Here is a 14,177-nt window from a genome sequence, read left to right on the forward strand (position 1 = left end):
ACTTTTGCGCTTTTCAAAAGTGAGCCGCTGTAAAAGCGGAACCCTAAGCAGCCGTTACCGCAGAAACGGATATGTACTCGATCTGATCCAACATACTGGTCGGCCCCGAGGCCGCCATCGGGGGCAAGCCCCCTCCCACATTTGGATCTGTGCAGGTTTGAATATTTCGCTGGCCCGCCCCTTGCATTGACCCCCTAAAGCCCATCCGGCCTGCGGCTGGGCGCTGCCATTAGGGGTGAAACATTACCTTGAACATTCTTGACCTCGACCACAGCCTCACCGGTCAGGCGCCGATTGCCCGGCGGTTGGCCAGCGGCCGGGCGACGCGCCTCGACCTGCTGGACTTGGGCCCGAAACTGCGCCTGTGGTCCACGGAAAAAACCTGGAAGCGCTTTGTCGAGCGCCTGGCCCAACGGCCACGGCCCAGCAATGCACGCCCGGAAATCCTGTTCGTCGGCTCCGGCGACTACCACCACCTCACGCCGGCGTTCCTGGCCGGCTTGAAGGAGCCCGTCAGCCTTATCCACTTCGACAACCACCCCGACTGGGTGCGCTTTGCGCCCAAGCGTCACTGTGGGTCGTGGGTCAACCGCGCGCTGAAAATGCCGGCGATCAAACGCATCGTCACCCTGGGGCCTTGCAGTGACGACCTGCATAACCCGCAACTGCGCGGCGGTAACCTTGGCGCCCTCAAGCGCGGGCAATTGCAGCTGTTTCCCTGGCAGCACCCGCCGTCGCAGGTGTGGGGCCGGATCGGCGATGGCGCCGGGCACCAACAGCAGGAAAACCACCTGCACTGGCGCAACCTGGCGGAACTGGATTGGGCGGCCTTCCTCAAGGAGATGATCGCCAGCCTGCCCACCGAAGCGATCTGGATCACCATCGACAAAGACGTATTGGCCAGCGAAGACGCCGCCACCAATTGGGACCAGGGTGGCATGCGCCTGAGCCACTTGCTCCAGGCCCTGCGGGCGTTGGCGGCGCATAAACGCATCCTTGGCATCGACGTGTGCGGCGAGTTTGCGGCGCCGGCCTTCAGCAACGCCTTCAAGCGCTGGGAGGCCAAGTCCGACCAGCCACCGCCCGAGCGTTGGAGCGCGCAGGATTTGCAGCGCAATGCGGCGACCAATGAAGCCTTGATCGACCTGTTTGAGGAGCTGTTCCCGTGACCCTGACCGTGGTGCTGTTGCTGGCGTTTTCCATTGTTCTCGATGTGATTGGCCAGTTGTGTTTCAAGCTGGGCGTGGACCGTTTACCGCAACTCGAGGGCGGTTTTCGCCTGCGCGCGTTCTGGGGCCAGGTGTTCAATGCGCCGCTGCTCTGGGCCGGCGTCGGGGCCTATGTGATCGAGTTTTTCGTCTGGCTCGAAGCCTTGTCCCGCGCGCCGTTGAGCCTGCTGTTTCCGCTGGCGGCGTTGGCCTATTGCCTGGTGGTGCTGGCGGGCAGGGTCGTGCTCAAGGAAACCGTCAGTCGACGGCGTTGGCTGGGCACGCTGGTGATTACTTTCGGTGTGATGTTGGTGGCGATTGCGGGAGGCCAGGCATGAATACGCAAACCCTCGATACGGGCTGGCTGCATGGGCGTCTTGGCACGTTGGTGCTGTGGGCGCTGTTGATCGCCACTGAAAGTGCCGGGCAACTGTTTACCAAGGTGGCCGGTGATCAATTGGGCCAGATGGATTTCAACTGGCAGTGGCTGACGCAGGTGGCGCGCAACCCCGGGATTCTGGCGGCGATTGCCAGTTATCTCGGCGCTTTTTTTGTGTGGATGCTGATCCTGCGGCGCAGCAGTTTGTCTCTGGCCTTTCCACTGAGTTCGCTGGTGTTTGTGGCGGTGTTGCTGGGGTCCTGGCTGGGGCTGGGGGAGCACATCAGCGTTTTGCACTGGGTGGGTGTGGCGGTGATTGTGGCGGGGATTGCGCTGTTGGCGGAGGGAGAAGAGAACTGACCGGTCTGGTAGGTCGAACTCGGTTCAACATGTGGGAGGGGGCTTGCCCCCGATGGCGGTGGGTCAGTCGCAGATGCACTCACTGACACTCCCTCATCGGGGGCAAGCCCCCTCCCACATGTTGATCTCTATACATCAGGTAGATCAGTGGTGGCTTTTAATTGAAGCTGTAGCTGATCGCCGTCTGCACCTGGCGCTGGTTGACGCTGCCGGCCTGTCTGACGATGCTGCTCTTGGCTGCCGAACCGACCAGGTGGACCCAACTGGCGCTGGTCAGCAATGACCAGTGCGTTGCCACCGGGAACGCGAAGCTCTGGCTCAGCGCCACGTTCTGCACGCCACCGCTGGCGGTGTAGGGCCGAAAGCCGGTGGCGGCGGCCTCGTGGTTGTCCACGCCGAAGAAGGTATTGGCCTGGCGTGCATCGGCAATATGCGCGACCAGCCCGGTGCTGCCGATAATCCCGCTACCCAGTGGATAGCCCAGTTCGCCGCCCAGTTTGCCGAGCGCGCCACTTTGCGTATGCCCACCGCCCACGGCCTGGCCCACCTGCGCGTAGACCCGCCAGAAATCGGCCGGGGCGTATTGGACGAACCCGCCGACCTCGGCCATGTCCGACACATTGCGCAGACCTTGCAGCGCGCCGTTGGACGTACGCCCCGACAGGTAATTGATATACGGGCCGGCGGTGATGCCATGGGCGTTCAACGCGCTCCAGGTCAAGCCGTCATCGGTGCCCAGGCTGACGTCGCCCCAGTCCAGGTCCAGGTAGGGCACGGGGCGGGTTTCGTAGCGGCTGCCCGTCGGGTCATGGGGCTGGTAGCTGAGGCCGGCGCCCACGTCGCCGCTGATGCCTTGCGCGCAGGCGGCACTGGAGAGGCCGCACAGCCCGAGAAACCCTGCGCATACGACAGACGTGAAGGTGGACATGGCACGCTTTCCTGATGAGTTCATGCGCGCATGAACGCGCAGACGCCGCCTCGCGCGCAAGCACTCATCTTGTTTGTAGCAAGCTACAAAAATTGTAGCTCGCCGAACCCATATCCTCTGCAAACCCTGAGAAAGCCCCAGCCCCGCTGGGCCCTGGCCTGTTGGCACGCTCCCTGCTCTACCGGTAATGCAAGCGCATACAGCGCGCCTCTTTCCAAAGGTAGACGCAATGATTCAATGGCATATCGTGTGTGACTTCGACGGGACCATCACCCCCACCGATGTCATCGACAACGTCCTCCAGCGCTTCGCCGGCCCCGAGTGGGAAACCATCGAACAGCAATGGCTGGATGGACATATCGGTTCACGCGAATGCCTGAGCCGCCAGCTGGCGCTGATCAAGGCCACCCCCAGCGAACTGCTGGCGTATTTCGACAGCGTCGAGATTGACCCGGACTTCCCGGATTTCGTCGATCACGTCATGGGCCTGGGCGCGACCATCGAAGTGGTCAGCGACGGCATCGAGCAGGGCATCGCACGCATTCTGTCGCGTAACTACGTGACCTTGCTGCCGATCCTCGCCAACCGCCTGCGCCAGATCGACCAGAACAGCTGGCGCATCGACTTCCCGTACGCCAGCGATGCCTGCCGCGCCGCTTCCGGCAACTGCAAGTGCAAGTCCACGCCGGGCAACAAGCGCGTGCTGGTGATCGGCGACGGCAAATCCGACATGTGCGTGGCCTCCACCGCCGACTTCGTGTTCGCCAAGGGCAGCCTCGCCGAGTATTGCGTCGCTCACCAGATTCCTCATGCGCGCTTTGACACCTTTGCCGAGGTGCCTGCCCTGCTGGCGCAACTGCCGCAAGGCATCGCCGCCAACGCCGCGACTTTCAATACCTCTTCCGACACTCAGGACCTCTTCCATCATGTCTGATATCCGCATCGCCACCGCCGAAGACCAGATCCTTCTGGATAAAGAAGCCAAATACTGTTCCTACGGCGACACCGTTCACTACATCGAGCCGCCGCGCATTTTCAGTCGCTGCGAAGGCTCCTACGTGTGGGACACCGAAGACCAGGCCTACCTCGACCTGCAGATGTGGTACTCGGCCGTCAACTTCGGTTATGCCAACCCGCGCCTGAACAATGCGTTGAAACAGCAGATCGACACGCTGCCGCAGATCGCCAGCCAGTACCTGCACAAAGGCAAGATCGAGCTGTCGGAAATGATCGCGGTCGACGCCAAGAAAAAATTCGGCCTCGACGGTCGCGTGCACTTCAACGTCGGCGGTTCGCAGTCGATTGAAGACTCGTTGAAGGTGGTGCGTAACGCCAGCAATGGCAAGAGCCTGATGTTCGCCTTCGAAGGCGGCTACCACGGCCGTACGCTCGGTGCCTCGTCGATCACGTCGAGCTTCCGCTACCGTCGCCGTTACGGCCACTTTGGCGAGCGCGCCAACTTCATTCCGTTCCCGTATCACTTCCGCGGCCCCAAAGGCATGACCAAGGAAGAGTACGGCAGCCAGTGCGTGCAGCAATTCGCGCGTTTGTTCGAGACCGAATACAACGGCGTCTGGGACCCGAAAACCAACCAGTGCGAATACGCGGCGTTCTATGTGGAGCCGATCCAGGGCACCGGCGGCTACGTGATCCCGCCGATGAACTTCTATCGCGAACTCAAGCACGTCCTGGATCAGCACGGCATCCTGATGGTCTCGGATGAAATCCAGATGGGCTTCTACCGCACCGGCAAACTCTGGTCGATCGAGCACTTCGACGTGCAGCCTGACGTGATCGTGTTCGGCAAGGCGCTGACCAACGGCCTCAACCCGCTGGGCGGCATCTGGGCCCGAGAAGAGCTGATCAACCCGAAGATCTTCCCGCCAGGCTCGACCCACTCCACCTTCGCCTCCAATCCGTTGGGCACGGCGGTGGGCCTGGAAATGTTCAAGATGACCAGCGAAATCGACTACGGCGCAATGGTCATGGCCAAGGGCAAATACTTCCTTGAAGGCCTGCAGGATTTGCAGAAACGTTTTCCGATCATCGGTGACGTCGACGGCCTGGGCCTGGCGCTGCGCTGCGAAATCTGCGGGCCGGATGGCTTCGCCCCGGACAAGGCGACCCTGGACTACATGGTCGAGGAAGGCATGAAAGGCGACATGGTGGTCGATGGCCAAAAACTCGGCCTGATCCTCGACGTGGGCGGTTACTACAAGAACGTGATCACCCTGGCACCGTCCCTGGAAATCAGCTACCCGGAAATCGACCTGGGCCTGAAGCTGCTCGAGCAACTGCTGGTGCGAGCGACCAACCGGTGAGTATCGGCGAGATCGACCTCGGTGAAGGCGGTGCCGGCTTCGTTCTCGGTGAGGGTCCGGTCGGGATTCTGTTGATTCACGGCCTGACCGGTACTCCGACGGAATTGCGCCAGGTCGCCAGGGGGCTGGTCAAGGCGGGCAATTGCACGGTGTACGTGCCCACCCTGGCCGGGCACTGCGGCGATAACAGCGACCTGCAGGCCACCGGCTGGCGCGACTGGTACGAAGGGGTGCGCAAGACCTTCGTACAGGTCAAGCGGCGTCACGCGCAGGTGTTCGTCGGCGGCTTGTCCATGGGTGCGGTGATGTCGATGTACGTGGCGGCCGAGCACCCGGGGCAGGTCGCCGGGCTGCTGATGTATTCCACCACCTTGAAGTACGACGGCTGGAGCATCAACAAGCTGGCCTTTCTCACGCCGTTGCTGATGAAGATTCCGTTCGGCGTGCACGTTTGCAGCTTCGAGGAGAAGCCGCCCTACGGCATCAAGAACGAGCGCCTGCGGGCCGTCGTCGAGCGGCAGATGAAGGAGGGCGAGAGCAGCGAGGCGGGGTTGTTGACCATGGAAGGCGTCACCGTGCGCGAGTTGCATCGCCTCAACGCCGTGGTCAAGAAGCGCATGCCGGCGATCAAGGCACCGGCGCTGGTGTTGCACTCCATCGAGGACGACATCACCAGCCGTTGGAACGCCGATTACGTGGAGCGCCACCTCGGTGGCCCGGTGACCAAGATTCTGCTGGATAACTGCTATCACATGATTACCGTCGACCTGCAATACCGCCGTGTGATCGAGTTGAGCGCCGAGTTTGTCGAGCGGCATTCGATGCATCTCAATCGTGTGGCCTGATTCGCTTACCTGTAGGAGCGAGCTTGCTCGCGAAGGTCGTTCCCGATAACGCGTACTGCCAGGCTGAACGCGGTCTCTGCGCGATTTTCGCGAGCACGCTCGCTCCTGCAGCAGGGGCGGTGTTGATAAGGAAAAACTGTGATAACCACCCAAGCCTACCCGTCTATCCGGGCTATCCAGCGCGATGCCTGGAATGACTGTTTTCCCGGTGCCCTGGAGGACTGGGACTATTACCTCGCCGTGGAAAACGCCGCGATCGATGACTTCCAGTGGCGTTACCTGGCCGTGTACGAAGATCAAGCGCTGGTGGCCGTGGCGGTCGCGTTCATGACCCATTATCGCCTCGACACCACGGTGTCCGGGGTCGGCAAACGCTTGACCGAGCGCTTGCAACGCCTGTGGCCGGGGGCCTTGCAGTTGGCCCTGTACGCGCTCGGCTCGCCGGTGGCCGAACGGTGTGATGCGGGTGTCGCCAGCCACGTGCCCGAGGGGCGCAGGCCCCTGTTGCTCGAGCAATTGCTCATCGCGGCGCGGCGCGATGCCGACGGGTTCGGCATCGGCCTGCTGGCGGTCAAGGACGCACCGACCAATGATGCGCACTGGGCCCAGAGTTGTCGCGCCGCAGGCTTTCAAAGCATGCCGAGCCTGCCCACCGGCGTGTTGCCGCTACCCTATGGGTCGGTGGACGCCTACCTGGGCTCGCTGGGCAAATCCACCCGCAAGGACCTGCGGCGCAAACTGCGCGCGCCGGGGCCACGGGTGGAGTGGCGGCACAACATCGATGACGTGCTGCCCGAGGTGATGCGCCTCTATGAAGCGACGCTCACACGCGCGGACTTGCAGTTCGAGCGCCTGCCCGCCGGTTACTTCACGGGGATTCTCGAGCAACTGCAAGAGCGTGCGGTGTGTGTTCTTTACTGGGTGGACGAGCATCTGGTGGCGTTCAACCTGATGCTGCTTGACGAGCATCGGCTGATCGACAAGTTTTTCGGGCATGACATCACGTTCAGCCGTGAGTACAACCTGTACTTTCGCAGCTGGCTGACCAATGTCGACTACTGTATTCAACACAATATTGCGCTGTACGAATGCGGCCAGGCCGGTTATGCCAGTAAACTGCGCCTGGGATGCCAGTTCCAGGGCAACAGCCTGTTTTTCCGCCACCGCAATCGGCTGGTCAACGGCCTGCTCACGCTTGTAAAACTGTTTATCCGACCGGACCGTTCCGACCCTGCCATGGCTGCTGCGATAAGCGAAACCTGATGATTACCAAGACCCGCCAGAAAGCCCGCCCCTTTGCCATTTCGCGCTGGAGCGTGCAGCGCAAGCTGGTGCTGGCCTTCTGGCTGGTCAGCGTCATTCCGACCATGATCGCGGCGGAACTGGCCGCCACCACGCTGTCGCAGATTTTCGACAGTAACGTGCGCATCTGGCTGCAGGAGTCGACCAAGATCGTCAAGGACGAGATCGGTGACATCCTTCACGATAACGCGCGCATGGCCAAGCTGTTCCTGCGCTACGCCAGCCCACCCTCATCCAGGCAGGCTGAACGGCATGACCAGCTCACCGCCGACATCGCCAGCGCCACCGACATCGATGTGGTGGCACTGATTCGTACCAGCGACCGCAAGGTGCTGTTCAGCACCGCCGCCGACGATATCGTCAAGCAGATCAGCCTGACCAGCAATGCGGTGTTGCAGACCATACAGGTGGCCGGTGTGAGCACAGGCCTGGTGGTGTCGACCTTCGAGACCACCCGCGATGGGGTCGATTATCTGCTGCTGGTGGCGACTTACCTGGACAGCAGTTTCCTTACCAGCGTGGCCGACGTGCATTCCCTCGACCTGCGCTTGTACCTGGCCAACCCGTCGGGATTTTCCGAGATATTCTCGACTCAGCGTTTCGAAAATCACCCGTCGCGCATTCCCAAAGACGTCGAAGCCGAGCTGCGCAGCACCCGGCAGCCGAGCGAGCAGTTCACCACTCAGTACAGCGGCTTGTACTGGCCGATATTCAACGACGACGGCGAGCTGCAAGGCGTGATTTTCAGCGGCCTGCTGCGCCACACGAGCCTGGTGGGGCTGGTGAACCAGAGCAATTTGTTCCTGCTGATTTTCCTGGTCAGCTCGGCGCTGTCGCTGGCCGCAGGCATGTGGGTGTCGCGACGCCTGACCCAGCCCCTGCGTGACTTGTCCCAGGGCGTGAACGCGGTGATCTCCGGCAACTACACGCACCGCGTCGTGGTCAGCGGCGGCGACGAACTGGCGCAACTGAGCAGCACGTTCAACCACATGACTGCACGGCTGGGCGAATTGCATCATCTGGAAGCCCAGCTACGCCGGCGTGACCGCCTGCATGCCCTGGGTGAAGTCGCCATGGGCCTGGCCCATGAAATCCGCAACCCGCTGGGCATCATCAAGACCGCCACCCAACTGCTGCATCGTCGCGCCGACCTGCCGGACACCGACAAGCGCCACCTGGAGTACGTCATCAGCGAGGTCAGCCGGATCAACGAACTGATCACTGAATTCCTCGATTTCGCCAAGCCCAATCCGCCGATGCGCGTCCTGCAACCGGCACGCGCCCTGGTGGAGGAAATCCTCGGTTTCTGCGCCCCGGAGTTGAGCACTCACAACATCGACGCCCAGATTGACGACCAGGCGCCCGACGCCACGATCTACGCGGACGCCAAGCAGCTCAAGCAGGCCTGTCTCAACCTGATTCTCAACGCCATCGACGCGATGCCCGAAGGCGGGCGCCTCACCCTGGGTATCCGCAGCGCGGGCGACAATACCGTGATCAGCATCGCCGATACCGGCGAGGGCATCCCGGCGGATATGGTCGAGCGCATCTTCACGCCCTTTGTCACCACCAAGGCCTCGGGCACAGGCCTGGGCCTGGCCAAAGTCTATTCGATCATGGAAAGTCACGACGGCAGCATCGAGTGCGTCACCGAGAAAGATGCCGGCGCCACCTTCAACCTGTACATTCCGGCTAACGGTGAAGACAACGGCGAGTATGAGGACGGGCATGACGCATAACGTATTGGTGGTCGATGACGAGCCCAAGCTCTGTGAACTGCTGTCGTCCGCCCTGAGCCAGAACGGCATCCAGGTGTTTACCGCCGGCAACGGCCTGCACGCGCTCAAAGTGCTGGAGCAGGAGGACATCGACCTGGTCATCAGCGACTGGCGCATGCCGGGCATGGACGGGCCGGCGTTGCTGGCCGAGATCAAGCAGCGTTATGCAAACGTGCCGGTGATCGTGATGACGGCCTACAGCACGGTGAAAAATGCCGTGCAATCGATGCGCAATGGCGCCTACGACTACATTGCCAAGCCGTTCGACATCGACGAGCTCGACATCACTGTGGCCAAGGCCCTGCAATTTCGCGACATCATGCGCGATAACGCACGGCTGCGCGCCGAGCTGGATGAGCACGCACAGTTCGACAGCCTGGTGGGCGACAGCCCGGCGTTTCGCAAAGTGCTGCAAGCGGTGGACTCGGTGCGCGACAGCAGCGCAACCATCCTGCTGACCGGCGAAAGCGGTACCGGCAAGGAAATGGTCGCCCGCGCCATTCACAAGCACGGCAGCCGTGCCGACCAGCCGTTCGTGGCGGTCAATTGCGCGGCGATTCCTGAAGGTTTGCTGGAAAGCGAGATGTTCGGTCATCGCAAAGGCGCGTTCACCGGCGCCGTGGCCGACCGGGTAGGGCGCTTCATGCAGGCCGACAAGGGCACGCTGTTCCTCGATGAGGTCGGTGATATGCCGTTGGCCTTGCAGGCCAAGATCCTGCGCGCCTTGCAGGAGCGGGTTATCGAGCCGGTGGGCGACCCCCGCGAGCGCAAGGTGGACGTGCGGGTGATCGCCGCCACCAACAAGAACCTGCTGGACGCCGTGGCCAACAAGGAGTTTCGCGAAGACCTGTATTACCGCCTGAATGTCTTCCCGATCCCGCTGCCGGCCCTGCGCGAGCGTGTGGAAGATATCGCGCCCCTGGCCCGGCACTTCGCCCGCACCCTCAGCGCGACCGCCGGCAAACGCATCAACGGGTTCAGCCCCGAAGCCTTGCAGGCCATGGCGGCGTACCACTGGCCGGGGAATATCCGCGAGCTGCAAAACTGCGTGGAGCGGGCGACCATCGTGGCGGCGTCGCCGGTGATCGAAGATATCGATTTGCCGGGTTACCTGTTCGCCTCCAGGCCCGCCGAGGCCGGCGCGGCGACAATCCTGGCCGATGGGCCGGGTGTACCGCAGGACCTGGATGCGGCGCTGGCGGAGGTGGAGAAGTCGTACATCCTGGCGGCCTTGCAGGAGAGCAACGGCGTACAGGCCGCAGCGGCGCAGCGCATCGGGATTTCAGAGCGCAGTTTCTGGTACCGCCTGAAGAAGCTCGGCATTCAGGTCGACAAAATAGTCCGCTGACCGAATGTGATTGAAACTGTGGTGTGTCAGGAGTGGAGGCGTACCCACACGCTGACCAGTACGGTTGCAGCTATCAGCCACGCCACCGCCGCGACTGCCAGCGACGCCTCCAGCCGCATCCGATCCACCACCACATACAACGTGGCCAGGTACACAAAGTACGGAATGATCGACCACATCCCGAACAGTATCGTGGTCTTCAGGTCCTCCACCGAGCGGCCCTTGCCGACGATGTAGTGGGCGATCAGCGCAAAGGTGGGAAACAGCGGCACCAGGCCTGCGATGTAATAATTTTTGGTCTTGGCCAGTGCCGCCAATATCAGCACTACCGCAGCGCCAAGCGCGGCTTTCAGAAATAGATCCATCAGTGACTCAACCCGTATTTCTTGACCTTGTCGAACAGCGTGGTCTTGGCCATCCCCAGTTCCTGGCTGGCCTGGGTCAGGTTGCCGCCGCTGCGTTGCAGGGCATCGTTGAGCAGGTTGCGCTCGAACGCTTCCACCGCCTCGGTAAAGGCCAGGCCCTGGGTGCTGCCGCCCGTGCCGCTTTTCTTGAACGCGGGCAGGCCCAGGGCGAAGCGTTCGGCGACGTTGCGCAGTTCGCGTACGTTGCCCGGCCAATCGTGGCTCATCAGGCTCGACAGGGTCTGGTTGTCCAGTTCCGGCGCGGTACGATCAAAGCGCAGCGAGGATTGCTGCAGGAAGTGTTCGAACAACTGCAGGATGTCTTCACGGCGCTCGCGCAGGGGCGGCAGTTCCAGGGTGACCACATTGAGCCGGTAGTACAGGTCGCTGCGGAATTGGCTGGCGCGGCTCAGTTCGTCGAGGTCGGACTTGGTGGCGGCGATCACCCGGCAGTCCACGGCCACGCTCTGGTTCGAACCCAGGCGTTCGAGGGTGCGTTCCTGCAGCACCCGCAGCAGTTTGATCTGCAGGTTGATCGGCATGCTTTCCACTTCATCGAGAAACAGCGTGCCCTCATGGGCGTGCTCGATCTTGCCGATACGGCGCTTGCCGGCGCCTGTGAAGGCGTTGGCTTCGTGGCCGAATATCTCGCTTTCGAACAGATTCTCCGGCAATCCACCGCAGTTCAGTGCGACGAACGGGTGGGAATGGCGCCGGCTGAAGTCATGCAGGCAACGCGCGACCAGCTCCTTGCCGGTGCCGGTTTCGCCTTCGATCAGCACATTGGCCGAGGTGTCGGCGACGTTGGCGATCAGTTCGCGCAGGGCCTGCATGGCCGGCGAGCGCCCGATGATGCGACCCTCCAATGAGTCGCGCTCGGCCAGCTGGCGACGCAGCGACCAGACTTCCCGCGCCAGCCCGCGCTGCTCCAGGGCGCGCCGGGCAACGTCCACCAGGCGCTCGGGGGAGAAGGGCTTTTCCATGAAATCGTAGGCGCCGTTGCGCATGGCACCGACCGCCATGGAAATGTCGCCATGCCCGGTGATCAGCACCACCGGCAGGCTTTTATCCAGCGCCTTGAGGCGGGTCAGCAACTCCAGCCCATCGATGCCCGGCAGGCGGATATCGCTGATGACAATCCCGGCGAAGTTCTCGCCGATGTGCGTCAAGGCTTCTTCGGCGCTGCCCACGCCAACGCTGGGAATGTCTTCCAGCGCCAGGGCTTGCTGGCAACCCAGCAGCACATGGGGGTCATCTTCGACGATCAGAACAGTGAGGGCTTGGGCTTGCATATTCATGTCGACTCAACTTTTTCGGCGCCCGCCAACGGCAGGTTCAGGACAAACGCGGTACCACCACTGGCCGGATGTTCCACCGCCAGGCTGCCGCCGGTGGCCGCCGCGAGGCTTGCAGACAAGGTCAGGCCCAGGCCCAGGCCTTGCTCGCCGGGTTTGGTGGTAAAGAACGGCTCGAACAGATGCTTGCGCGCCTCGGGGTCGATGCCGTGGCCATTATCGCGCACCCGCAGGCGATACTTGCCCTCGGCACTGTGGCCTTCGAGCCACAACTGCGGCGCCGGTTGCGCCTGCATAGCATCGAGGGCGTTGCCGATCAGGTTGACCAGGATCTGCTCAAGGCGCGTCTGGTCGATCTGCAACTGGACATTGGCGAACTCACGGTGCACGGCCAGCGGCACGCTGTCCAGGCGCGCGCCGAGCACCTGGAACGCGGCGTCCACGGCCTTGGCCAGGCTCGCCTCGCCCTGGTCGTCACCGCGCCGGGCAAACGAGCGCAGGCTGGCGGTGATGCGGCCCATGCGGTCGATCAGTTCGTTGATGGTCTTGAGGTTGGCGCTCGCGGTGTCCAGGGCTCCGCGCTCGAGGAAGCGCACGGTGTTGCCGGACAGGGTGCGCAGCGCGGCCAGGGGTTGGTTCAATTCGTGGGCGATGCTGGTGGACATCTGGCCGATTGCCGCGAGTTTGCCGGCCTGCACCAGTTCGTCCTGGGCGTGGCGCAAAGTCTCTTCGGCCTGGCGCCGTTCGCGGATCTGGCCCTTGAGGCGATCGTTGCTGGCGCGCAGGTCGGCGGTGCGTTCGGCAATCCGTCGCTCCAACTGGCTGTTGGCTTCCTGCAGGGCTTCGCGCGCGGCAAGGCGGGTGGCGATGACCTTGCGCCGCTCGTTCCAGGCAATCAGCAAAAATGCGACCAGGCCGAACGCGACTGCGACCAGGATGCCCTGGTTGATCGCGGCGCGGCGCAGGTCATTGAGCGGGGTGAGCAGGGTGAAATTCCACGGCGTGTCATTCAACGGGCGTGTTTGCGCCAGGTAGCTGACTTCGTGCTTGTCGCTGACCACTTCGCTGTTGGCCGGGAAGGTCAGCTTTTCGCTGCCTTCGTTCAAGCGCTCGCGGGCCAGGGGTTCCAGCGCGCTCAGGGTCGCCCAGTAATATTGCAGACTGTGGGCCAGGCGGTCCCGGGTGTCATCGCTCAGGGGCCGCACCGCCTTGAGGCGACGTGCCGGGTCACTGGACAGAATGATGATGCCGTTTTCATCGCTGACAAAGGCTTCGAGGCGCGCGCGCTGCCAACGTTCCTCAAGCGCTTCCAGGCGCACCTTGACCACGGCGACACCGATGATCTTGCCGTGCTCTTCCAGGCCGTGGGCCAGGTAGTAGCCGGGTTCGCCGTTGGTGCTGCCGATGCCGTAGAAACGACCGGGCTGGCCGCGTACGGCGTTCTGGAAATAGGCGCGAAAGGACAGGTCTTCACCTTGGTAACTGTCGGCGTCGCGCCAGTTACTGGTGGCCAGTACCCGACCGGTGGTGTCCATGACGTAGATGGCCCGGCTGCGGCTGCGGCGGTTCAGGCCTTCGAGGTAATCGTTGACGGTCTTGCGGGTTTCCTGGCTGGGATCGGCCAGGAGCAGGGAAACGCTGGATTCGAGCTCAAGCAGGCTGGGCAGGTAGGTGTATTTGCTCAGTTCGCTTTCGACGGTGCGGGCATGCAGCTCCAGCTGGCGTCCGCTATTGTCGCTGAGGGTGCGGATGCCGTAGTACTCACTGACCCAGAAGCCGATAAAACCCAGGCCGATCATCAGGGCGATGATCAACGGCGGCAGGAACAGTTGGCGTATCAGACGAGGCTTCACGGCAAGTGATGGCGGCGCGGCGCGATATTGAGTGGGGTCGCATTTCATCACAGATGCCTTGGGTCAGCTACTTCTCGCCTGCCAACTGTAGGAGCGAGCTTGCTCGCGAAAAACTCAAAGGCACCGCGTTAATTCTGGATACACGCGTTAACGTTG

The 14,177-nt window shown here is 62.5% G+C and carries 13 protein-coding genes; 9 read left to right on the forward strand and 4 right to left on the reverse strand.

The window, feature by feature from the left end; translation table 11 throughout:
- The first annotated feature begins 248 nt into the window (after positions 1–248).
- The 3 genes from BFQ00_RS20030 to BFQ00_RS20040 are packed head-to-tail and all read left to right on the forward strand — an operon-like array spanning position 249 to position 1,947.
- Positions 249–1,169 carry an arginase gene (locus BFQ00_RS20030; RefSeq protein ID WP_065934512.1) on the forward strand — a complete coding sequence of 307 codons (921 nt, stop codon included), beginning with the start codon at positions 249–251 and terminating at the stop codon, positions 1,167–1,169.
- Positions 1,166–1,546 (forward strand): EamA family transporter, encoded by a 381-nt coding sequence (locus BFQ00_RS20035; protein WP_065885975.1) that lies wholly within the window; start codon positions 1,166–1,168, stop codon positions 1,544–1,546. The genes BFQ00_RS20030 and BFQ00_RS20035 overlap by 4 nt, the downstream gene beginning before the upstream one ends.
- Positions 1,543–1,947: an EamA family transporter gene (locus BFQ00_RS20040; RefSeq protein WP_065934513.1), complete on the forward strand. Its 405-nt coding sequence runs from the start codon at positions 1,543–1,545 to the stop codon at positions 1,945–1,947. The genes BFQ00_RS20035 and BFQ00_RS20040 overlap by 4 nt, the downstream gene beginning before the upstream one ends.
- A 157-nt stretch (positions 1,948–2,104) precedes the next feature.
- Here BFQ00_RS20040 and BFQ00_RS20045 read toward each other — a convergent pair whose 3' ends face one another.
- Positions 2,105–2,875, reverse strand: a complete 771-nt coding sequence (locus tag BFQ00_RS20045; RefSeq protein ID WP_065934514.1) for a MipA/OmpV family protein — start codon at positions 2,873–2,875, stop codon at positions 2,105–2,107.
- Positions 2,876–3,104: 229 nt separating this feature from the next.
- Between BFQ00_RS20045 and BFQ00_RS20050 the strand changes: the two genes are divergently transcribed.
- From BFQ00_RS20050 to BFQ00_RS20075, 6 genes are all read left to right on the forward strand, one after another.
- Positions 3,105–3,809 carry an HAD-IB family phosphatase gene (locus tag BFQ00_RS20050; RefSeq protein ID WP_065885978.1) on the forward strand — a complete coding sequence of 235 codons (705 nt, stop codon included), beginning with the start codon at positions 3,105–3,107 and terminating at the stop codon, positions 3,807–3,809.
- Positions 3,802–5,196 (forward strand): aspartate aminotransferase family protein, encoded by a 1,395-nt coding sequence (locus tag BFQ00_RS20055; protein WP_065885979.1) that lies wholly within the window; start codon positions 3,802–3,804, stop codon positions 5,194–5,196. The genes BFQ00_RS20050 and BFQ00_RS20055 overlap by 8 nt, the downstream gene beginning before the upstream one ends.
- A complete protein-coding gene (locus tag BFQ00_RS20060) occupies positions 5,193–6,041 on the forward strand; it encodes an alpha/beta hydrolase (protein WP_065885980.1) in 849 nt (282 codons plus the stop codon). The genes BFQ00_RS20055 and BFQ00_RS20060 overlap by 4 nt, the downstream gene beginning before the upstream one ends.
- Positions 6,042–6,179: 138 nt before the next feature.
- Positions 6,180–7,304: a GNAT family N-acetyltransferase gene (locus tag BFQ00_RS20065; protein WP_065934515.1), complete on the forward strand. Its 1,125-nt coding sequence runs from the start codon at positions 6,180–6,182 to the stop codon at positions 7,302–7,304.
- The gene (locus BFQ00_RS20070) at positions 7,304–9,082 is read left to right on the forward strand and encodes a sensor histidine kinase (protein ID WP_065885982.1); all 1,779 of its coding nucleotides are present in this window, start codon (positions 7,304–7,306) and stop codon (positions 9,080–9,082) included. Before BFQ00_RS20065 ends, BFQ00_RS20070 begins: the two co-directional genes overlap by 1 nt.
- The gene (locus BFQ00_RS20075; protein ID WP_065934516.1) at positions 9,072–10,469 is read left to right on the forward strand and encodes a sigma-54-dependent transcriptional regulator; all 1,398 of its coding nucleotides are present in this window, start codon (positions 9,072–9,074) and stop codon (positions 10,467–10,469) included. The genes BFQ00_RS20070 and BFQ00_RS20075 overlap by 11 nt, the downstream gene beginning before the upstream one ends.
- A 26-nt stretch (positions 10,470–10,495) precedes the next feature.
- On the opposite strand, the gene BFQ00_RS20080 is transcribed toward BFQ00_RS20075, so the two are convergent.
- The 3 genes from BFQ00_RS20080 to BFQ00_RS20090 are packed head-to-tail and all read right to left on the reverse strand — an operon-like array spanning position 10,496 to position 14,069.
- A complete protein-coding gene (locus tag BFQ00_RS20080; RefSeq protein WP_065885984.1) occupies positions 10,496–10,834 on the reverse strand; it encodes a GlpM family protein in 339 nt (112 codons plus the stop codon).
- Positions 10,834–12,171 carry a sigma-54-dependent transcriptional regulator gene (locus tag BFQ00_RS20085; protein ID WP_065891899.1) on the reverse strand — a complete coding sequence of 446 codons (1,338 nt, stop codon included), beginning with the start codon at positions 12,169–12,171 and terminating at the stop codon, positions 10,834–10,836. The genes BFQ00_RS20080 and BFQ00_RS20085 overlap by 1 nt, the downstream gene beginning before the upstream one ends.
- Entirely contained in the window at positions 12,168–14,069 is a 1,902-nt protein-coding gene (locus BFQ00_RS20090; RefSeq protein WP_065934517.1) for a sensor histidine kinase, read from the reverse strand. Before BFQ00_RS20090 ends, BFQ00_RS20085 begins: the two co-directional genes overlap by 4 nt.
- Positions 14,070–14,177: the final 108 nt, after the last annotated feature.

It is taken from the genome of Pseudomonas sp. 28 E 9, assembly GCF_900004785.1.
In the GTDB taxonomy this organism is placed as follows: domain Bacteria; phylum Pseudomonadota; class Gammaproteobacteria; order Pseudomonadales; family Pseudomonadaceae; genus Aquipseudomonas; species Aquipseudomonas orientalis_A.